Annotated in this window: 7 protein-coding genes; 1 reads left to right on the top strand and 6 read right to left on the bottom strand. The window is 60.8% G+C overall.

Annotation, left to right across the window (positions count from 1 at the left end; translation table 11 throughout):
* Nucleotides 1-62: 62 nt before the first annotated feature.
* Nucleotides 63-446 carry a hypothetical protein gene (locus tag CKA38_RS16420; RefSeq protein WP_236918987.1) on the bottom strand — a complete coding sequence of 128 codons (384 nt, stop codon included), beginning with the start codon at nt 444-446 and terminating at the stop codon, nt 63-65.
* On the opposite strand from CKA38_RS16420, the gene CKA38_RS16415 reads away from it, so the two are divergent.
* Nucleotides 435-707, top strand: coding sequence for a transposase (locus CKA38_RS16415; RefSeq protein WP_236918986.1), 273 nt, complete (start codon nt 435-437; stop codon nt 705-707). The genes CKA38_RS16420 and CKA38_RS16415 overlap by 12 nt on opposite strands.
* 178 nt (nt 708-885) lie before the next feature.
* Here the strand turns inward: CKA38_RS16415 and CKA38_RS09575 are convergent, their stop codons facing one another.
* From CKA38_RS09575 to CKA38_RS09555, 5 genes are all read right to left on the bottom strand, one after another.
* Nucleotides 886-1,869, bottom strand: a complete 984-nt coding sequence (locus CKA38_RS09575; RefSeq protein WP_108825270.1) for a ThuA domain-containing protein — start codon at nt 1,867-1,869, stop codon at nt 886-888.
* A gap of 118 nt (nt 1,870-1,987) precedes the next feature.
* Nucleotides 1,988-13,276, bottom strand: coding sequence for an immunoglobulin domain-containing protein (locus CKA38_RS09570; protein ID WP_108825269.1), 11,289 nt, complete (start codon nt 13,274-13,276; stop codon nt 1,988-1,990).
* 5 nt (nt 13,277-13,281) lie between these two features.
* Entirely contained in the window at nt 13,282-16,107 is a 2,826-nt protein-coding gene (locus CKA38_RS09565) for a TonB-dependent siderophore receptor (protein ID WP_236918985.1), read from the bottom strand.
* Nucleotides 16,108-16,152: 45 nt separating this feature from the next.
* The gene (locus CKA38_RS09560) at nt 16,153-20,784 is read right to left on the bottom strand and encodes an autotransporter domain-containing protein (RefSeq protein WP_108825267.1); all 4,632 of its coding nucleotides are present in this window, start codon (nt 20,782-20,784) and stop codon (nt 16,153-16,155) included.
* Entirely contained in the window at nt 20,757-23,156 is a 2,400-nt protein-coding gene (locus CKA38_RS09555; protein ID WP_108825266.1) for a beta strand repeat-containing protein, read from the bottom strand. Before CKA38_RS09555 ends, CKA38_RS09560 begins: the two co-directional genes overlap by 28 nt.
* Between the last annotated feature and the right edge of the window lie 177 nt (nt 23,157-23,333).

Genomic DNA, 23,333 nt, shown 5'->3' with positions numbered 1-23,333 from the left:
TCGTCCGGCGGCGGGACGCCGCCGCTCCTTGCGCATGCGTTATTTTTGGCTCATGCTTGGTTTTAATGATCCCCGATGCCCCCTTGCGTTTCTTCAACCCTTACGCCGAAATTGAGTTTCTTCGCAACCGGCTCCCACATTGGGATCAACTGAACGCGACATATTTTGTCACATTCCGGCTTGCGGATTCCATACCGCGCGCGCTGAGGGAACAGTGGATATGGGAGCGCGACCTGTGGCTGAAACAGAATCCGTCCCCGCACACCGCCGCGCAGGAACGCGAATACCATGAACGATTTTCTTCGCAGATGGAAACGTTGCTCGACTCCGGCATTGGCTGTTGTGCGCTGCGCCAGCGCGAGGCCGCTGGGATCGTCGCTGGCGCGCTTCATCATTTTGAAGGCGTGCGCAGTCATCAGCTCGCGTTTGTCATCATGCCAAATCATGTGCATGCGCTGTTCGCCACGCTTAATGGCGTGGCGCTGATCGATCTCGTGCAAACGTGGAAAAGCTACACGGCGCACAAACTCAAACCCCTGCTCGGTGATAAATGGCCCGGCTGGCAAAAGGATTATTTCGATCGTCTCGTGCGTGACGAAAAACACTTCGGACGCTGCGTGCGTTACATTCGCAGAAATCCGGAAAAAGCGCGCCTGCCGGATTGCGATTACACGCTTTTTGAAAGTGAGCGCGCAAAAATGTATTGAATAACAAATACGCGTGCGCAAGGAGCGGCGGCGTCCCCGCCGCCGGACGAGGCGAAAGCCTCGCTCGTTTCGTAGTTGTGCATTCGAAAACACCCACGCAAGAGGCGCTCGCGTTGCTCGCGTCCGGCGGCGAGACGCCGCCGCTCCTTGCGCATGCGTTATTTTGGCGTCCGACTTGCTATTTTTTCTCGTGCGATCCTTCGGCGAGGCGTGGCGGCTTGGCGAAGGGCGCGGTGTCGGCCGCCAGATCGCCGCAGGCAAATTGGACCAGGCGCATGTGCAAATCCTGAACTCCGGGAATGAGGAAAATGTTCATGTTGTGGCCGAAACCGCTGTAGGCGACACGGCCCCTGCCGTGCCGCTTGATCCACACCAGCGCGCAGTCGCCGTCGGCGCGCGCGTTCTTGCGCTTGGGCGAGCGCTCCATGTCCAGCGCCATCAGCACGCGGAGTTTTGAGCGGTCGAAGGCGTCACCGAACATGTAAGTTTCGTGCCGCATCACAAATTCCCCGGCGGGCCACAGTCCGCGCGTAATCGGCGAGTCGCGATCCTCCACAAGCGCGACCGTCGTGTCATTGGACGTCCATGGATGGCCGGCAAAATTGCCGCCAATCATGTCTATGAAACGCGCGTAATATTGCCCGGTGCGATGATAGGCGTCGGCGCCCGCATGGAAGGCGACAAGGCCGCCGCCCGCCTCCACGTAGTCGATGAGATTGTCGCGCAGGCGGGCGTCGCGCTCCTTGATGCGCGCCTGCTGTTCCGGCGGCATTTTTTCAAGCTCGGGCTCGGGCTCCGCAAAAAACATGCCGGTGCTGTTATTCAGCACCACGCAGGCGAAACCCTTTAATACCGCGGGTTCGAAATTCGCCAGGTCATCGCTCACAACCGCCTCCCACGCGCCCGTTTTTTCACCCGTGTGCCGCATCAGGTGCTTGATTGTCGCGATTCCTTGATTGTGGCGAAATTCGCATGTGCGCGAAAACACCAGCACGCGCCGCGGCTTCATCGGCGCCACCGCGGCGGACGCCGGACTGACCGCATGCAACCGCGCCGCCTGCTCCTCCGTGATCACGGGATCGGGCTTGAACGGATACCACTGCGCACGGCCAACGGCCAGGCACACCAGCGACACCATGCACAATGTGATGATTCTTTTCATCGCGCTATCGCATTTTCAAAATGACGAGGCCGTTTCCAGCAGGGCGGCCAACGCGCGCCCTACCCGATGTTGATACCGTTTCATTTGTAACGCCCTATATTTCGAAAAGCAGTCCGCGTTACGCGAGTTTTCTGCGAATGACCGCAAGCAATCCGAGCGCGGCAAGCATCCAGAGCGAAAGCGCGCCGCCTCCCCCGCCACCGCCGCCACTGTTGCCCGAGTCCACAGGCGGCGGAGTTGTCGTGCCGCTTGTTGTCGAGGTGACTGTGAGCGTGGTCACTTTGTCGGAAGCATCAATCGCGCGAATCGCCTTGTTGCCGCTGTCGGCAACATAGAGGCTGCCATCAGGCGCGAGGGCGAGAGCTGCGGGATGGTCCAGCCACGCATTGGTGCCCGTGCCGTCCTTGAAGCCGGGAACGCCGGCAATTTCGTCGATGCCGGGATAACCCGCGACAGTCGTCACATCACCGGTCGGCGTGATCCGCCGGACAAGCGAGTTGCCCGTGTCGGCGAGGTAAATGTCGCCATCGCCATCAACAACCAAGCCGCCCGGCGCATTAAAACGGGCGGCGACGCCCGCCCCGTCGTCGCTGCCGGGGGTTCCCGGCATGCCCGCGAGCGTGCTGACGGAGCCGCTGGCGAGCGCGATTGCGCGCACGGTGTGGTTGCCGCTGTCGGCGACGTAAAGCATCGCGTCGGTCTCATTGAGCGCAATGCCGGCGGGTTTGTTGAACTTCGCGAGCGTGCCGCTGGCATCGGCCGTTCCCGACGCGGACAACACCCCGGCAACCGTGCTCACGGAGCCGGCGGCGGTGATCTTGCGGATCACATGATTGCCGCTGTCGGCGACATAAAGATTGCCCGACGAATCGGCGACGATTCCCGCGGGCGCCTTGAGTTGATTGCCACTTCCCGCGACCAGGGTGGCGACGATGCCCGCCGTGTTGATTGTCCGGATGCTGTTGTTTCCAGTGTCGGCAATATAGAGCGTGCCCGAGCGCACGGTGAGGCCGGAAGGCTTGTTGAACCTCGCCTGCAAGCGGGCGCCGTCCACCGCGCCGGAATAACCGGATATGCCGGCAAAGGTCGTCATGGTTTTGTTCGGCGCGATCACCTGAATAATGTGGCGCGTCGAGTCGGCGACATAAATGGCGCCGGTGGCATCCGCCACGATTCCAGAGGATTGGGCAAACTCGCTGTCCGGATTGGGAGTGATGGTCACCGTGGCCGGGGCGCTGGTGATCACGCCGCCCGGCGTTATGATGACAACGTCATAAACGCCCGCATCCGCCGCGCCGCCCGAAAGCACAAGCGTCGAGGAAGTCGCGCCGGGAATGGCGACGCCGTCCCTGCGCCACTGGTAATCGACGTCGCCGGACGCCTCCACGGAAAGCGTGTATCCAGAGCCATACTGCACCGTTCCGCCGGTTGGCTGCGTAATGATGGTTTGCGGCGGCGGCAGAACAGAAACCACCACGGATTCGCTAACCGTGCCGCCGGCGCTGTTGGAAACGACGACATGGTAAACGCCGTTCTCGGATTGCACGCCAATCAGATTCAGCACCGAGGTCGTGGCATCGGCTATCGCGTTCCCATCGTGATACCATTGGTAGGAAGTCGCGCCCGTGGCCGTCACCGAAAGCGTGACCGCGGTGCCTGCCGTGACCGCCTTGCCTTCCGGCTGGCTCGTGATCACGGGAGCCCCGGCAACCGGTGTGAATGTCACCGCGACCGTGTCGCTCGTGATGAAACTGGCAACCTCGCCAATCAGGCCGTAAACGATAACGTAATAGTTGCCCGAATCATGATCCGCACCGGAAAGCAGGAGCGTGCTCGATGTCGCGCCCGGCACGATTTGGCCATCCTTGAACCATTGGTAACCCGACGCGTTTTCGGCCAGGACCTCAAGCGTATAGGAATTGCCCACGGCAAGCGTCGCTCCCACGGGCTGGGTCGTTATCGACAGATCGGGCTTGGGCACGACGGTGAGTGTCGCGGGATCGCTGACGACATCAATGCGCCCCTTGCTGACGACGACGTAGAACTCGCTGCCATCATCAGACGCCGCGCAAAGGAATCCGTAGGACGAATGATCCGCGCCGGGGATGGGCACATCGTTCTTGAACCATTGATATTGATACACGCCGCCCGGGTCGTCGGTCGTGACCGTGAAGAGCACGGGCTCGCCGCTGTTTTTGGTCAATGAAACAGGGTGATTGGTGATGACGGGCGCCGGCGTGAGATAAAGCGTGGCTTCGTTGTCGCCGATCTCAGCGCCACCGCCAGCGGGAACGCCGGTGACGGAGTAGGTGAAGTATTGCGCGTCCGCGGGAAGCGGCACGCTGAACTCAAACGGAAACGCATCCTTCACCAAGGTCTGCGCCGGACCGCCGTCAATGCTGTAAGTGAGCGTGGCGGCCGAGAGCAGTGTCGGCGCGGCGTCGGTGTAAACGTAAGCGCTTTGGCGGGTCGGCGAGAGCGAGAGGACGGCGCCGGTGATGCGACCGATGTCGGCATCCGTGCGCTGGCTGAAGCTCTCCTCCGGCAGCGCCGCCCCGTTGCCATGCTGATAGTCGGCCTGCAATTCCAGTTGCGCCGCGGCGTCGTCGATCGCAATGGCGGTGATGCCGCCCGGCGAAACAGTGACCGTCGTCACGCCGTTCTCGAAGCTGCCGTGGCTTTGCGACACATTGTCGGCCCACACGCGCATGCGCGCGCCCGGTGTGAACTGCACCTTGTCGGAGCACACGGTGACGGTGGCGGTGACCGCATCCGGCGATTGGTTTGAGAAGACGATGTAGAGACGGCCGTTGCCATGGCCCGCGACGTAATTGAGCTGCACGGCATTTTCGCCCGAAAGCGAAACGAGACCGCGCGGCAGCCAGGGCCAGATTCCGGTTTCGCCGTAGAATTCGCCCGGCGCGCCGCCATACACACGACCGCGGAAGTAGGCCTTCGAATCGCTGAACTGATAGGGGAATTTGATCGCGCCCTGCGATTTGTATTCCGTGTCCGCCATGAGGTAGTCGATCGTGATCGAGGCGAGCATGGCGGGATGGTTCATGTGCGCCGTGTTCAGGTATTCCGAATACCAGCGCAGAGGATAATCGGCGCGAAGCAAATCGGCGTAATAATGATCGCGTATTGTGTAGCCCGGATAATTGAGCCAGCGGCCGATGATGCCGGAGCGCGACACCGCCGCGTAGAACGGATCGGTCGTGAGCCCCGCCACACGCATGAGCGAGGGCGCGGCATAGGCGCTCATGAAAATACCGCGATGGCTGAGCGACGTGGCCGAAGCCTCGGATGTAAGGCCGACCTCGGACACAAGCGCGGACTTGATGGCCGGTGTCGTCGCGCTTTTGCCATCCACGGTGAGTTCATTCACACCGGGGGCGAATTGGATGTGCCGGATAAACTCATCCATGGCCTTTGCTGCATGCTCGGCATAAGTGGCGTTGCCGGTCAGTTCATGCATCTCCAGCAAGGATTCCCAGCGTCCGCTGACCTGGTTCCAGAAGCTGTTCTTGACGTCGCTGAAATCCGGAGCGGGACCCTCGGTGTAACGATACTTTATGTAATTGTCGGCGATCACCTGGGCGTCCTTCAAATACTCGTCCTTGCCCGTGGCGCGATAGCCGGCGATGAGCGAATGCCATGTCGAAAAGACGTAGTTGTAGGTGTCGGCTTTCGAGAGATCGGAACTGCTTCCAATCACCTCCAGCAGCGTGGCGCCGCCGCTGAAGGAATTCGCCCAAGCCTGGTCCGCCAGTGTGGCAAAAGCGCTGGTGCGACCGCCTGTGAGGGCGAGCAGTGTGAAGAAGTCGGTCGAATAATACGTGCTCACCGGGCCACCCATCGGACTGGCGGGATCGTATGAGGCAAAAGGCATGGTGTCCTTTTGGCGTGACATGAAATACTCGATCGAGGGAAGCGCGCGCTTCTCATAATAACCCGCATCGTCGCGAACCATCGCGAGCCCGAGCGCGGTGGCGGCGGACTGGAAGCGGACGAGCGTGGGGGAATCGTTGACATACTCGTTGGCCTTGTCGTTCGCGCGCCAGTAGCTGTAGCCCTTGGCGACGCTGTCGTTCGGATCGACGTCCTCGGTGAGCAGCAAGTCCACGAGGTTGTCGAGCGCGGTGTTGAGCGAGCCGCCCTCGAGATTGCGGCGGTAATCGCGGAATCCGTAAATGCCGGTCACGACATCGTGGATTGTCGCATCAACGGTGTCCTCATTGACAACGAGCCTGACGGAGAATGACAGGGAGCCGTCCGTGAGCGAACCGGCGCTGCCGTAGAGCGGCGCGATGATCGCCGGCACGCTGCTCGCCGCCGCGAGGTCGTTGGCGCTGAGTCCGAAGCCGCCGTTGTGGCGCGTCGAAACGCGATTCGGAATTTCGAACGGGTCCACCACCACGCCGGCGGTCACCGTCTCATCGACCAGCTTGCGCAACACCGCGGGTATGGTCGCGCGGATTTCGTCGATGACATATTGTTTGTCGGGGAAGCGGCGATCATCCCAGACCCCGGGCATGTAGAAGGAGCTCACATCCTCATTGCCAACCTCGGGCAGACCCGTGAAGGAAACCGCGTAGTAACGCGCTTCCGCGGCCGAAAGTGTCCAGCGCAGGCGCGGCGCCTCCGTGCCGGCCGGCAGTTCGAGCGAGGCGAAGAAGCCGGCAATCGCGCTGTCCGCCGGCGCAAAACGCCAGACGATGCGCCCGTCGTTGATCACGGCATGATTGGACGTGATGTAAGTGCGCGTGCCCTCGGCCGCGCCGTAATCGTGCGCGCGCGCTCCCAATTCGGCGGAAAGCGAGGGATCGGTTTTCCATGAGGGAAGGCTGATCTGCAAATTGGCCCCGCCGACATTGTCAACCGAGGCATAGTTGATCTCCGGGCTGTTCGGATTATGCACCACCTCGAACGCGGCGGCGAAGCGCTTCGTCGCGCCGGTTGCCTTGTCTTGCACATCGACGCCGCGATCCGCCGCGAGCGTGACAATGTAGCGATCATTTTCGAGTTTGTCCGAGACCACCGGGGTCGATGACGCCGCGGTGTCGAAGAAGAGTTTCGGAGCGGCGGCGCCGGCTTCCTTGTCGGCAAACCGAACGCCGGCAAAATCCGATCCCGTGTCGAGGGACGTGATCACGAAGGTGACCTTGTGATCCGAATCACTGGCCTTGCCGTTGCCATAGAGATCACCACGGCGGCCGGCGGCCCAGTTGAGGAATTGCGTGATGCGCGGATCGGCAAATGTGACGGTGTCCCCCGGCGAACAGGCGGCCGTGTCGAGGGTGAGCTCCGCAAGAGGAATCGTGCCGGCGCCGGGCGAGGTTTGCGAGCTGGCCGCGGCGGGCGCGTTGTCCCACGTGATTGTGTCCTCGGCCCAAACATCGTTGCCGTCCACGATGCCGTGCAAGCGAAGCCTGACCGGATTGTTCGGAGGCGTCGCCGCCGTGCCCGTGGCAATGAACGGTTCGGCGCCGAGGGTGAGGGTGAGCGACGCGGCGGTGGCATCGGTTGACTCGACTGCGAGCGGCAAGTCAAACGCGAGATAGCTCTTGCGCGCGCCGTCCGCCGTGCCCGGGGCGGCGACAAGCAGCCCGGAGGCATTGAGATTTGCCGAGGCCTTGGCGCCATTTTCAATGGTGGCGTCCGCGGCGGATTCGGTTGAGCCGGACGTCGGCGGATTTGTCGATCCCTCGACCGTGAGCGTGACGGAATCCGACTCAACGGAACCGACGCCATTGGCGACCACCACCTTGTAAGTGGCGCCATTGTCCGCCGCGGTGAGATTGGAAAGAGTGAGCATGGCGCTCGTGCCACTGGCGATGTCAGCGCCGTTGCGCTTCCACTGATAAGTAATATCGGTGCCTTCCGCCTCGACTGTGAAGCTCACCGGACCGCCCTCATAACTCACGGCATCCTGCGGCTGGGTGATGATCGATGGCTGTGTCTGGACACGAAGCGGAACAACGCTCGACGTGAGTTTCTCCCGCGAAAGATCGACGACCTCGACATCGTAGTCACCGCTGTCCGCGACATGCGAGACGGGAATCGAAAACGCGCTGCCCGTCGCGCCGGCAATGGCCACCCCATTCTTGCGCCATTGATATTCCAGCGGCGGCGTGCCCGTCGCGGCCACCGACAGAGACACCGGCGAGCCGTCCTCCACCGTGGAGGGATTCATTGACGGCTGCTGTGTGATGGCGAGCGGAATAATATCCTCACTGATCAAAACGACCGCCAGGTCGGAAGTCGCCGAGGCCGCGCCGCCGTCGTTGCGAACGATGACACGATATTTGCCCACGTGCTCCGCCTGGACGGCGGGAATTGTGTAGCTGCTTCCCGTCGCGCCGGGAATGGGGGCGTCCCACAATGTCCACTGATAAAGCAGCGGGCTGGAACCGGTGGCGGAAACGGTGAGCGTTACCGACGCGCCGCGATTCACGACTGTTTTTGCCGCGGGCTGCGTAACGATGACCGGCGGCTCGGACATGCCGGTCACATGGGCGTAGCCAGCGGGGCCGGAGGAAAGGCGAAGCGAATCGAGCTTGCCGGCGGTGGCGGCGGAAGCCTGGCCGCCGTTGACAAAGACGCCAACGCGCATCAACGCGCCGTCGATGCCGAAAAGATCAAACGGCACGGTGTCACCGCTATCATAGGTTGGAGTGATCCCGGCAAGGTCTTCCACGCCATCCGGCAACACAGGGTCGACCCAAACGCGAAGACGTTGCGCGGTCGAATCGTATGCGAAGAGCACAAGCGCCGTCTGCCCGAGGGTGAACACCTTGGGGACAATAGCGGTCTCTTGCCCGGCGTTGTCACGCACGACGAGCGAGGTGCCGCGCGCGTAGAGCCAGCGCGAACTGGTGCCGTCATCCTCCTTTATCGTGCCGCTCCCGCCGGGAGTAAGGTTAAAGGTTATGCCGGTGCGGTGCTCGGCGTTGCCGTTCTGGACGAGGAAACTGCCCCAAACTTCACCGGAAAGCGGTGTCGCAAGCAGGCGGGTGCCCATGCGGATATTGGCAAAATCGTTGTTGTTGCCCCACAGGCAGCGCGGGTTGCCCGTCTGCGTGATGGCGTAGCGCGTGGCCTCGGGAGCAACGAGGTCTTCCGCCGCGATATTGGTGAGCGTGCTGCCGCCGCTGTCCCAACTGCTGCCGGGTTTGAAACCGATGCCGGTGTCCTGTGTGGCGGCAAGGCCGCCGGTGGCGTGATCGTTGAAATCGGCCACGACTGATGCGCCAACGATATCCGCCGGAATGACGGTGAGCGCGGCGGTGGCTGAGAACGTGGTGTAGAGAGTGGGGAAATCCGCGTTGGTGAGACGCACGGAATAGTCACCCGCGTCGGACATTTGCGCACTGGCGATGTCGTAATCCGCGGCGGTGCCGCCGGGGAGTTCCACGCCGTTGCGCAGCCATTGGTAGAGGATGGGGCTCACGCTGGTGGCCGTCACGGAAAGTGTGACAGGCGAGCGTCCGATCACTGTTGTGCCGGAGGGTTGCTCCAAGATGATGGGCGCGCCGATCACGGCGAGCGGGAGCGTGCCGGAAGTGATGGGTTCCTTGGCCGCGTCGTCCACGCGCACGGAGTAGTCACCGGTATCGGCAGTGGTGACGGGATCCATGGTAAGCGTGCCGGAAGTGGCCCCGGAAATTTCGACACCGTCCTTCAACCATTGGTAAGTGATCGGCTCGGTGTCGAACACGGTGCCGGTAGCGGAGACGATTATCGAAACCGCGGTGCCGGTGTGCACAGTCGAGGAGGGAACAAGCTCGAACGAGAGAATCTCAATCGGCACTTTTTCGTCGTCAAAAATCAGCGCGGCGGCCTTGGAGACAACCGACCCGGCGCCGGCGGCATGGGAGACGACAACCTCATACTGTCCGTGGTCCTCGCGAAGCGTGGGATTGATTGAAAGCGTGGCAGCCGTGCCCGTGGGAATGGCGGTGCCGCCGTGCAACCACTGGTAGGCGAGCGCGCCGATGCCGGTGGCGGAAACGGTAAACGAGGCCGGCGAGCCCACGGGCACAATGCGGCTCACGGGCTGCTCAAGGATCACGGGAGGAATGGAAACACCAGTGACCCGGTAATAGCCATCCGTGCCGGAAGCCAGACGGATGGAGTCTAGAAACCCATTGGAAGCCGGATCAACCGAGCTTTTACCCTGCACCGTGCGCCCCATGACGCCAATGCGCTCGAGATTCGGGGTAATCACGTGCGGCGCAATGTTGGTAAAGATGTCCAGAGTCGTGTCGATCACGGGCGTCAGCGTTTCAATCTCCGCGGCCACATCGGGAAGCACGGGATCGACCCACACGCGCAATTGTTTTGTTTCCGTATCAAAGGAAAACAGGACGAGGGCGGTTTGCCCAAAGGTGAGAACATCGGCGGCGGTCGCCTTTTGCGTCGCGCTGTATGCGACAAGCGAAGTGCCCTCGGCTGTCAGCCGGCACCGTTCAACGGGTGTGGTGGAGTTATTGGCATAGTTGAACGTCAAGCCGGTTGTGTTGCTCGAAAGATTGTGCTGCACCAAAAAACTGCCCCAAACCAAACCGGTGAGCGGAGTGGCAAGCTTGCGTGTGTTTTGCCGCACATAATCGGTTGCGTTGACGGCAGTGACGCTCCTCGGATTGCCCGATTGCGTGAAGCCATAGCGGGTGCTGGCAGGCGCGGCCAGATCAATCGCCGTCGTCAGGACGACAGAGGTGTTCACCGCCCAATTGTTTTCCGTGGTGTCAAAACCCACGCCGGAGCCGATGTTGCCGGAATTGTTCAGCGCCCCGACGACGTGATCGTTAAAATCCACCACCACCGCGGCGTCCAGGACGTCCACCAAGCTCACCTTGAGCGCGGCTGTTGAGGACATCACATAGTGGGCGGGAGCGGAAGCGTTGGAAATTTTCACGGAGTATCCGCCTGCGTCGGTCGTATCCGTGCTATCGATAACGTAGGTCGCGGCGGTTGCGCCGGTGATTTCGGCGCCATCATGGAACCATTGATAAGACATCGGCCCGGTGGCGCAAGTGGCCGAAACGGCAAAGCTGGCCGGGGCTCCCTTGATCACCGTCGTGCCCGAGGGTTGCGTGAGAATCACGGGAGGGCCGACGACGGTGAGCGTGACGGTGCCGGAAGTGAGCGGCGAGTGAACAGGATCATCAACAACAACGGAGTAATCACCCGCGTCAGCGACGACCGCCGAACTAATGACGTAGCTGGCCGAAGTCGCGCTGGCGATCGCCGCGCCGCCCTTCAGCCATTGGTATGTGAGCGGTTCGTTGCCGGAGGCCGAAATCGTCATCGTCACGGCATCTCCCGCCCCCACTGTTTCGGATGGCGATATAGTGGGGCCGCTGTTGATCACCAGCGGCTCGGGCGTGCCAACCGTCAAAACCGCAATGTTGGACACTGCGGAGCCGATGCCGCCGCTGTGGGAAACCATCACCTGATAGGCTCCGGCGTCACCAGTCTGGACGTTGGAAAGCGTCAGCGTGGCGGCCGTGCCCGAAGTGATGGCGGTGCCGCCATGCGTCCATTGATACACTAGCGGCCACTGGCTTGTCGCACTGACCGCAAAGGTCGCGGTCTCACCCGTGGTGCGGGTTTGGGATTCCGGCTGCGTGAGAATGATCGGTTTCGCGAGCAAACCGGTGACGGCGTAATAGCCGGTATCGCCGGAGGCGAGGCAGATGGCGTCAATTTTATCGGCGCTGCTGGTCAGTGAGGTCTGGCCTCCGGTGACCATGACACCGATGCGCTCGAGCGGATTGCCGTCGCCGAGAAACTCGGTGGTGACGTCGCAGGCGGGCGTGAGCGAGTCAAGACCGGTGGTGTTATCGGGGAGGACGGGATTTATCCAGACAGTGAGTTTTTTTGTGGTGGTATTGATGCGGAAAAGAACGAGGGCGGTTTCACCGAGGGTGAATGCGTCGGGAACATCGGCGACCTGGGTGCCGCCGTAGTTATACACGACAAGCGAAGTGCCGACGGCGGCGATCCAGCGATTCTTGGCCGGCGCGCCGCCTCCGCCGCCGAAAAGGTTGAAGTAGAGGCCGGCAGTGTGCCCGGACTTTCCGTTTTGGACGAGGAAGCTGCCCCATATTTCGCCGGAGAGCGGACTGGCAAGGGTGCGCCATGCGCCGCGAATATTGGTGATGACACCGTTGTTCCCCCACACGCAGCGCGGAGGGCCGGATTGCGCGACGGCGTAGCGCGTGTAGGCGGGAGGAGTGAGATCCTCGGCACCAATGGCAACAACGGAGGAGAATTGGTTGCCCGCGGTCTCATTGGCGCTGCCATCCCATTTGGCGGAGGAAAATCCGATTCCCTTGTTGTCGTTGGTCACACTTGTTGCGCTGCCGATCTGCCCGACCGCGGTGTCGTTGAAATTGGAGATTACCGGAGCGCGCGGAAAATCTGGCGGCAACGACAATCCCGTGACCGCGTAATAGGCGTGCGCGGAGGAATCAAATCGAAGCGCGTCAAGATCGCCGGAGCGGCCGTTGGGGCTGGAGCCGGGGCTGTCCCTGTCAACGAAGTAGTTGCCGCCAACACCAACAGTGGTGAGCGTGCCCGAACCGAAGAGATCAATCACACCAGAGTGGATCGCCGTGGAAGCGGAGAGAAGAAGAGCGGGATCGGCGGGGAGCTCTGCGGGGTTGACCCAGAGGTCGGTTTGTTTGCTGGCAGTGTCGTGGCGGAAAAGAACGAGCGCGGTCTGGCCGGCAGTGAAGACGGAGGAAACAGTGACTGCGTCATCGCCGGAGGCGTTGGTGCCATTGATGACGAGGTCGGCGCCGTGCGCGTAGATGCGACGCCGGTTGACGTTGGCGGCAAGCTCGGGATCGATGGATTTGGTGTTGAAAGTAATGCCGGTTTTTTGAAAGACGGGCGTGCCGGCATTGTCCTCGCTTTCGGTTTTGCTTTGTTCGAGGAGGAAGCTGCCCCAAACAGTGCCGCTCATGGGCAACGCGAGATCGCGGAAGGCCTGGCGAAGCACGGTATTGGGGGAACCATAAACACGAACAAATGTGTCTGTCGCGCCGGCCTGCTGGGCAATGGCATAGCCGGGCACGGAAGCGGGCGCCGAAAGCGATCCGGTAAGAACGTGCGGCCCCGAGGTGCCGCCGAGCCAGTCCCGGGTGCCGGTGGTGACAAGGCCCGTGTCTATGCCGTAAACCTGCGTCGGGAGATTTTCGCCGGAGAGAATGTTCTGGCCCGCAGTGTTGTCGTAGCCGTTGAAGTCAACCATGACTTGGGCGTTGACCGTTTCCGCGCGGGCGGAAGAAGAGGCAATCGCGGAAAGGGCCAGCACGCACGCGCCCAGGCGCGCAGCCGGAAACAGAATGTTGCGAATCATGCCATACATAGGCGCAAAAAGATTGGACGTTTTCATGGAGCTCAAAATTCAAGGGTTATCGTGCCGCGGACCTCACGACCATTGGGCATGTAGCTGCCGGGGGTGATGGTCATGTCGTCGAAAATGTTCACCACGTTCACTTGGAAAATCACCAGACGCTTCGCAAAACGCCGGGGATAGCTGATGAACCCGTGCCAGAGGCTCTGGCGGGGAAGCCAGCGCTCGTCCTGCGCGAGCACACTGCTCGTGGCGGGATCAAAATAAGCCATCAGGCGCCGGGGCGTGTAGGTGTGGGACATGCCGAGCTTCAGCCCTTTCAACAAACCTGATTGAAACTTGTAGGATGCGCCCGCGCCCACTGAACGCACCGGAGTGTTGGTGAAACGACCGCCCACACGATATTCGGGCTGTTCGGGATCGTCGCGGCCGGGATAGGTATCGTAGGTTTTGTCGAGCCAGTCGATCTTGCCGTTCAAGGCCAGGCCGCGAATGAAGACATTGTCACCCTTGATGTCGATGGACATGCCCTGCCCCTTGCTCGTCACGGGAACATAGTAGTCGGGCAGATCCGAAAGATCATCCACCTCGCTGGCCAGGTTGGAGTTGTCCTCCCACAGCGGATTTTGCACGGCGGCGTTTTCCTCTTTGATCTTATAAACGGCGACCTCGTATTGAAACACGGCGCCGCCGGATGCGCGAAGAACGCCCTTGATGCCGGCGTCCACACCCTTGGCCGTGCGGTTGCCAAAAATAGTCCCCTTGAAGGGATCCACCTGCATGGCAGGATCGAAGGATTTTCCGTAGCTCACATAGGCCACGAGTTTTTTGTCCTTGAGGACAGAGTAGGAGATACCGGCACTGTAGGACATGGCGCGAGTGTTGCCTGTGTTTTCACGCCCGACTTTTACAATCTGGGCGACTGCGGGATTGCTCATGTCTATGGGATTGCCCAGATCGACATTCGGATGCAGCGCCTGGGCTTTCGCGTGCTCGGAAAGCACCCAGTCGAAGGGGATCTTGCGCTCGACCTCGGAGAAGTCCTGCCGAATGGTGCCGATCATGTAAACACGATCACTAAAAAGCGAAACTTGATGGCTGAGAAGAGCGCCGTAGGTGAGGCGGTCCATGTCGTAAATATTGCTATACAAGCGGGCGACGTCATCGTAACCGTTGCGCGGCGCCCAAGGATAGGTGGCGTTGTCGAATGAGGGCGTGAGCGAATAAAGGTCCTTGGCCGAGATGGTGCGTCCGCCGGGCAGGGGAATCGCGGCATCAAGATGAAAGGGATCGGGCGAGATGTATGCGCTCCATATCTCATTTGGCAACTGTGCCGCGGAGGGATACCCAAGCATGGTCGCGATGGCGGCGCGCAGGGCGCTGTTTCTGCCGGTGGTTGCCGTGGGATCGCCGCGCAAATACCATTCACGGAAGCTGCTTTTTTCACGGAAGTAATCGAATGTGAGCAGCGAGCTTTGCCGGATTGCGGTGCGCCAGTTCTTGGTGAAGTCGATTTGGAAACCGTATTCCTTGTAGTCGTATTCGTAATGAAGCGCCTGCGCGCGGCGTCCGGGATAGGCGGCGGTGTTATTGTCATTCTGCGTCCACTTCCCGCTCTGAAGTCCCCAGTTTCCGTGGGGATGCTCGCTGGCGGGAACATAGGAGGCATTATAACCGGCCTGCCAGTCGGGATCCCATGTGGAAAGGGACGAAAGGGAATCCCGGGTAAAATCGCGCTCGGAGTAACCGAAATTGACGCGCATGGAAACATCGGATGCGAACCGGTGCTCGAGTTTCAGATAAAAGGAGTCGTTTTCACGCTTGGTCCGGCGTTCGCTTCCGGCGGCGTTAAATGACATGAGCCTGTCGCGCACATCGTCGTCGCCATACTCGCTCAAGGCCACGCGGCGCCAATACGTTTTGCCGTATTCAGTATTCTGGTAGGCGGCGTTGAACGGATCGGCCAAAAACTGCTCGTAGTTCGGATCATCGGTGCGGTCGATAAAGTAGCTGCCGACAGTCGAGTCGTTCATGAATTTCTTGGAGTGCTCAAACTCGGCGGAAAGCGCGGTGTTGGGCGTAAACTTATAGATGACGGAACCCGAAATATTAAAAGTGCGGTCGAACCAATAGTCGGTGTTGCGCTCCATATCGTAATACTCGGTGTCGACGCGGTAGAAGAGTTTGCCGCGAATGAGCGGGCCGGTCACGTAGGCGCTGGCGCGGCGATTGTTGTAGGAACCGTAGATGCCCGTGGCGCCGGTCTTAAACTTGGTCAGGGGCTGCTTGGAAAGCATGTTGACCACGCCGCCGGGCGAGGTGCGACCGAAGAGGGCGGACTGAGGACCGCGAATGACCTCGGTCTGCCGGATGCTGTTGGACTCCGGGCGCTGGGTGCGTCGAAAACCATTGCGGAAAACGGGCACGGCATAACCGCGCAGGCTGTTTGACGGAGCACCGGTGGCGGGATCTCCGGGCGTCATGCCGCCGATGTAAGCGGCCTGGTCCTCAAAGTCGAGAAGCTGGAAATCGTCGATAAAGTCCTTGGAAAGCACCTGAATGGAAAAGGGCAATTCTAGGATATCGGCCACCACGCGGGCGCCGGCGGTGGCGGTCGCGCCGATGTAGGACGCATCCTTGCTGGCCCTAACGGTGAATTCTTCGAGAGTGACGACTTCCTCGCCCTCCTGGTCATCCGCCACCGGGTTGACCGTGCCTGTGATGACGGGCACCGTCGGGTTTGGTGGCGCGTCGTTCACGGGGGAGGTTACCGCCTGTCCGAAAAGGGGAACGACCGCCGCAAACGGCAGCAAACCCGCCAAGGCGGCGCGAACAATATCATTCGGGGTTTTCATAAAAAGGTTTTTCATGACTGCATGTGTTTTGGATAATTTTTTCGGCATGCCCGCGTTTTATCAAAAACGATAGCCCGCGCCGAAGTTGACGCTGAACCCGTCGATCTTGCCGGCGCAATACCAGGCCAGATCAGTCCATATATCGAAACGGTCGTGAATGCGCACAGTCGCGCCACCGCTGAGCGTGCCGTAGGTTCCGCCGAGCGAGTTCTTATATTTTATAGTCTCGCCGATTGTATATACCGTCATGTCAGTATCGCCGCCAAACTCATTGGCAAACGAGGCGCGGGCATAGGGCCGGAGCTCCCAATTATTACCGGTGACGAAGCGTCGGCTGACCATGACGCTGGCGCGCAACGAGCTGTAATCGATCGCGCTCACACGATATTCGCGCCCGTAGTTGGTGAGGGGATCTTCGATGCCGGACACGGGCACGCTGTCCTTCGTGTTGTCCACATTGGAACGGCTCCACAGGAATTGAACTTGCGGTTCCACCAACCAGCCGTTGCCAAATTCATAATAGCGCGCGACCTCGACGGAAATACCCGCGCTGCCGGTGTCGGTGCCGAATTGGGGCGTGTTGGGAATGTTTATATCGTAGGTGCCCTTGCTCAAACGAATGAGGAGATTAAAGAACCACTTGGACGGACGGTAGGTGATATAGGCGCCAAACCCGTCGGTATCCGACTTGGTGTCGGTGGCGTAGGGCATGTCGGTGTCCGAGGTGATCTGCTCAAAGAAAACGCCGAGCGCAAACGTGCGGTTGGCATCGGTGTAATCCACACCGGCCTGCCATCCGTAGGTGTTGGCGGTCGCGCCGTCATAAATCGTGTCCGAGAATTTGTCGCGGCGATAAATGCCGTTGACCCAGAAATCGAACCCTTGCCGTCCCTTGTAACCGTCGAGCAATCCCATCGATTCAAGGCGCTGGGAAAGACCTCCAAACGAGGCGTGGTTGGCAAGCATAAGCGCGGCGTCAACCGCCACGATCGCCGGAATCTCGGAGGCGGTTGAAATGCGCCAGTGGCTCGTGCCGGTGTCCGGCTCGTAAGTGAGCACGTAATCTTTTACGCCATAGGTGAGGCGTCCGCTTTGGAGAAACTCGCCGCCGCCGCCCTCCACTCGAATCACATTGAGCGGAAGCGAATCGGCCTGGCCCGCGAGATTGTCCGCAAAGGGATCGTTCCCGGTCTGGCGCACAAAAGTCACATGCGTTTTGCCGGTCGCCGAACCGGTGATGTAAAGCGTGTCGGCGTCGATCACCTGCCCGCCCACGACAGATCCGAGGCCGAGTGTGAGATAACCGGGAGCGTCGTTGGATGCGCCGCCATGGTAATCGCCGTTGATGGTCAGTTTTTCGTTGGGGACACTTCCGCCCGCCCCAAAGCCGACGCGTATCATGCCTTGATTGCGAACCAGCGGCGTCGTCAACACCCCGCCCTTGGGAAAGCTGAACGTGCCTCGATCTCCAATGTCAACGGATGCCGCGGCCGAGATTACCAACGGCCGGCTTGTGCTGGTAAGAACGCCGTCCTCCACGCGCACGGAAGAGAGTCCGATAAACGCGGCGGTGGAACCGATATCGGCGATGCCGTCGCCGGCCTTTGCAAACGCGCCGCCGCTGATGGTGCCGGTGAACACACCGGTTGGATAATCATCCTCGGAGGCGTAAAGGGCCACCGTGCCGCTGTTGGTGATGAGGCCGGTCAACACATTGGCGCGGCCCTGGAGGACACCGGCGACAACAGTCTTTGCGCCAGTGTGAGTGCTGGTTTCATTACCGGGCAGCGTGAGGAAAAGCGTGCCCTTCCCCTCCTTTGTAAAGTCGCCCGTTCCGGAGAGGGCTAGCAACGAGGCGGTGCCGCTGTTCACGATGACCGAGCCTGCCTGGCGCATCTCGATCTTGCGCTCGCTGGTGAAGCCGCCGGCCGCGAGCAAGTTTCCGCCGTTGAGAATGACATCGCGGGGAGCGGCGATGCTCGTGTCGGTGTTGCCCAGGTTAAAATCATTGCTGACGGCGAGCACGCCACTGTCCACCCGGGTGTAGCCGACATAATTGCTGCTGCCGCTGAGCGTGGCCGTGCCGGTGCCGGCGTCCACCACGACAAACACGCCGACTCCCGTGCCCGAGCCGCCGATCTGGAAGCCCACATCGCCCTCGCGCAGCGTGATCGCGTCGCCATAACCAATGACACCGCCCGCGTTTCCGCTGAGCGTCAAGTTGGTCCACTGGTCATACGGCACATCGCCAAAGTCGCGCACATCGGCCAGGTCCAGCCAGCCGCCCGCAAGGTCAAAGGAATGCACGAGCGAGGAAATCTCCGACGGATCAATGTCGCGGACATACACGATGCCGCCCTCGATGCGCGTCTGCTTGTGCCCCATCGTCGCGGTGCCCGAAAGCGTGAGCAATCCGCCGCCCGCCTTCACAAGTGTTCCATCGCCGCCGGTCGCCGCGGTGATGGTCACCGGCTTGGCGGTGATGTTGGTCAGCGTAATCAAATCCCCCTCGGCGGCGCCGATTTTCATGCTACCGGCAAGGATGCCGCCGCCATAAATCATCGAGCCGTTTTCCATGCGCAAATCGGCCACTGAAAGTTGTTCGGCCCCGGTCACCGCGGCGCCGATTCTCAGCGCCCCGCCCCGCCCCACGGTCACACTGCCAAGAACCTCGCCTTCGCCGCCAAAAGTGCCCCCGTCGGTCACACGCACGGTGCCTCCGAGTCGTGACAACGTCATCGCCTCATTGCGCAACAGCAAATCGCCTCCGGCGACCAGCAGGGATCCGTTGTATCCTGAGTTGTCGCCCATCATTTCAAAAACACCGGCACCTGTTTTCACAAACGTGCCGCTCGATGCCGGGGCAAACACACCCGTGTAGCGAACGGTGTGCCCGTCCGTGTCAAACGCGCCGGATTTTCCGGATGCGATGTTAATTGCCTCGGACAACACGATCAGCTCGTCGGCGGCCCGCAGCGTGCCGGAATCGAGCACGATCCCCGCGCCGCCCGTGTTCAACTGCTCCGCCTTGGTAAACGCCACCGCGCCGCCCTTCACCTCGACGCCACCCTTGAATTCGTTTCCAACATTTTCAAAGGACACCGTGCCCTCGCCCTCCTTGACCAATTTTCCCTGGGCGCTGCCGGAGATGTTGGATGTCGCCGAGCTCGCGTCGGTGATGATCTGGGCATCACCACGGAAAACATAATCCGCGGTTCCCGTGACCACCATGTCCGACAGCGTCATGCGCCTGCCGGCGATCGTGATCGTGCGATTGTCGGGATTTCCGGCATCGGCCACGCCATCGAAAACAAGCTTGTCGCCATCGCCAAAAGAATACGCGGAACCGCTGCCCGCGATCTGCCAGTTGCGCGTATTGATGTTCCAATTGCCATTCACCGCGCCCGTCCATTGCATGACCTGGTTGTCCGGCATGTCTATTTTGATCAAGAGCGTGCCGGAAGCCGCGGTCGATTCATAGGTGATCTTTTGGCGCTCTCCCAGTTCCTGCCCGAAATACGTGATCTTTGCCCCGGTCAGCGTCGAGGCATTGCCCAAATTAAAGACGCCGTTCACGAGCCGGTCCAAATCGATGGTGATATCGGACACGCCTCCGCCGACGATATTCACACTCCCGGCCATCAATGACGAGTTCACGCTGGCAAGCGGATTCGCGGCGCCGGAGATAATGCTGAAATTGACCAACGAGCCCGCGTTAAGGGTGAGCGCCGAGGAGACGGTCAGTCGCTCCGCGACCAAGGCATCGGGCGTGCCCGCGTGCAGCGCGCCGCCGCCGAGCAATGTCACGTTTTGCGCGACGCCATGCCCGCCAAATCCCGCGCCTTGAGAAACCGTCACGGCGCCATCGCCCCAGCTCGCGTTGCCCGCCAACAACAAGCGCCCTTCCCGCACTTCCGTCGCGCCATGATGCGCGGCCTGGTTTGTGTTGTTTATCCACAAGTCGCCGGAACCCGCCTTGGCAATTTTTGATGAAGCCGCCGAGGTCAAGGTGCCGCTGTATTCGAGCGAGTTTTCGCGCGTGTCGAATGTCGCGGTTTTGTCAGCCGAGATGGAAACATTGGTCGCCAGCGCGGTGGTCGCATCGACACGCAAAGCCGCGTTGTTCGTAAAGCTGATGCCCGCGCCGCCAAGCTGCCCGCCGTCGCTGAACGCAATGGTGCCGGACCGGACTTCAATGCCTCCCATAAAAACATTGGCGTCATTATCAAAAACAAGTGTGCCCTCGCCCGCCTTGACGAGCTTGCTGGTCACCGCCGCGGTCGAGCCGCCGCCAAGATAAACCAAGCCGTCCGCGCCGCCGACATGCCGGTCGGAATCGGTCGCCGCATTCGTGCCGGTGATTCCGCCGCCCGCGAAAGTGAGCGCCTGCCCCGCGGCCGTCTCAACGGAGAGATCCCCGACCGTCACCCCCGCCGCGTCGATGGAAATAACACCCGACGAAGTCGCGCCAAAAATCACGCTGTCGCCATCCCGGAAATAACGCTCTCCCGAAGACTCGCCCCAATTTCCAACCTGGCCGTCCCACGTTGTGGGCGCGCCGGTGTCGCTTCCCGCCCACGTCATGCGCAAGTTGCGCACGCCGGGACTGACAACAAAAACCGTGCCCGAAGTGCTAATCGAGAGACGGGGATCGTAGCGGTTGGTCAGCGCCTCGCCGTTGACGGTGGCCACCGAAAAGTTTGCGAAATCGAACCCCGAAAGATCGCCCCAACCAAGAGAGCGTAAGCCGATTGGGCGCCGATATTGTCGAGGTTGATAAGATTATTGCCGGTGCTTGAAATATTGCCGGTTACATGAATCTGATCAGGGGCAAGGCTCCCACCGCTCACCCAGTTACGAAAATCGAAGGAGAGTTTGCCACCGGAGAGGGTGAGATTGCCGTTGATGCTGCCATAACCAGCGAGCAATTGTCCGGACGAACGAACGAGATTCCCCGCGTAAGTGGCGAAGTTTTCAAGGCGCACCGCGGAGGCTGCGTTGATGTCGCCGGAGAGAATGCCCTGATTGATGATTACCGAACCGGTGAAAGCCGAGGCGTTGGTGCCGAGCATGAGCTCGCGCACGCCGGTTTTTATCAGGGTGCCGGCTCCAGTGATGGCGCCTTGCATGGACACGTCGCCCACAGCGGCCGTCAGTGTGACACCGCCCGAAATATCCAGCGCGTTGGCAAAATCCATACCCACCCTAAAATACAACCCTGTGTCCGTGCCGGTGATACTGACGGCGCCAGTGCCGAGAGCCGTGTCGGTGGAAATACTGAGGAGTCCCTCCTCCAGCCGAGTGCCGCCGGTATAACCGCCGGTGCGCCCCATGTGCAGTTCGCCCGCCCCGGTTTTAACCACCCCACCTGCACCGGTGAGTGAGCTTGTGTAAGTTCCGGTAATGGCAAGGGTCGAGTTGGCCTGCACATCGGCAGTCACCCAGTCGCCCGCGGCGGAACCCAACACGACGACGTTGACTCCGTCGAGGGCTGTTCCAAGGGAACCGCGACCGGTGATCATGGAGCCTCCGGAAAGTTTCAGCGTGCCGCTCACACCTAGAACGCCGGAACCCATGTTGTCCGCGCCGGATGGCCCTACTTGGAAGACGCCACCGCTTTCCACCGAGACGTTGTTGGCAATCCCTACGCCGCCGAAAATGGCACCGGCCTTGACTGTGATTTGGCTCGTCCCGGTGAAACGCGCGGCGGTGCCGCCCAGCAAAACACTGCCCGCATGGACGTTCAACGCGCCGCTGTAATCGGTGCTGGCGCCGTGCAAAATGAGCGTGCCTGTGTCGCCGCCGGAGTTCACATTGATGACGACATTGGTGTTGCTGCTGGCAAGGGTGTCGTGCGCGGAGTTGGCGCTGCCGCCAATGGTGAGAGTCGCGCCTGTGGCGATGTCGATATTGGTGATGGCAGCACCGCTCATATAGATAAAGCCGCCCTTGCTCCCGCTGGGAGTGGCGTTGGTGGCGCCAGTCGCCGCGTAATTGCCCTCGTAAGTGATATCCTTGGTGGCGGTAATATTAACGGTGCCGCCGCTCAGGTAAATCGCGCCGCCGTTACCGGTGGCGATGTTGTTGGTGAAAACCGTGTCCTTGAGCCTCACGACAATGTTGGGATTGTCGGCGTAAATGGCCCCGCCGCCCAAACCGCCACGCGAGCGGTTGCCGTAAAAGAGCGAGTCCTCAATGGTGGCTTGCTGTGTTCCGGCCGACAATGCGATGGCGCCACCGTCGCCGTTGGCGTTGAGAGCGCCGCGGGCGGCCGTGTTGTGGTAGAACTGTGTGTTATAAATGGAAATGCGCGCGGCAACGTTGCCTTGGGATGCGATGGCGCCGCCGCGGCCGTCGATGGCCCAATTGCCTGTGCCGCGATCCGTGCCCGCCGCGGCATTGACCGCCGGTGTCCAGCCCGTGCTGAAGAAGTCCATCGGGTCGGCCTGCGCAAGGCTGCCGAAAGTGGAATCGTGAACTTCAAGAATGCCGCTGTTGGGGATGTAGATCGCACCGCCGAACCCGCCGCCGGTCGCGGCGCTGCCGGGCGACACACCGCGTTCGGAAACATTGCGATAGAATTCGGCGTTGCGGAGAATAAGTGTGCTATTATTGGCGACGAGGTCGATGGCGCCGCCGTGGTCGCCGATGGTGCGATTGCCGGAGCTGGCATTGGAAAGCGTGCCGAAACGCACGTTGGTGAGGGATGCGATGGCGCCGCCGGTTATGGTGATTGCGCCGCCGCGCCTGGCCATGTTGCCGGTGAACACAGTCCTGCCCGTGCCGCCGTCCACGGGACCGAGGGTGAACACGCCGCCGTTCACAAAAAGCGCGCCGCCGCCATTCGTGTCACCAAACCAGGAGCTGTTCTGATAGGTGTAGGTGACGCCGTTGTGGACGTTGATGGCATAGGTGCCGGAAATAAGAAAGCGGGAGCCTTCGAATCGGTTTCGTTCAACCTCCACCACCGTCTGCCCCGTGAGCCCGCCGCCGGCAAGCAGCATCAGGGATAGCCACGAGAAGAATAATTTGGCCGTGGGAAATTCGTTTTTGGGACTTTGCATAATATAAATGAGGGAATTCCGGTTTCGGTTTTATTTATTATATATGATATTATTTACACTCACAGCCAGGCGGCCGCGCAGTCTGTTGCGCTTCGGGTCTAATCAGTTCTTATATCATTGGCGAACGGGGCGTCGCCGGCGGAATGGGAGGGGAAAGACAAACCATAACTTCGGGGA

Source organism: Ereboglobus luteus (assembly GCF_003096195.1).
GTDB classification, from domain to species: domain Bacteria; phylum Verrucomicrobiota; class Verrucomicrobiia; order Opitutales; family Opitutaceae; genus Ereboglobus; species Ereboglobus luteus.
Note: the sequence above shows the minus strand (reverse complement) of the source record. Positions and strands in the feature narration are given on the sequence as shown.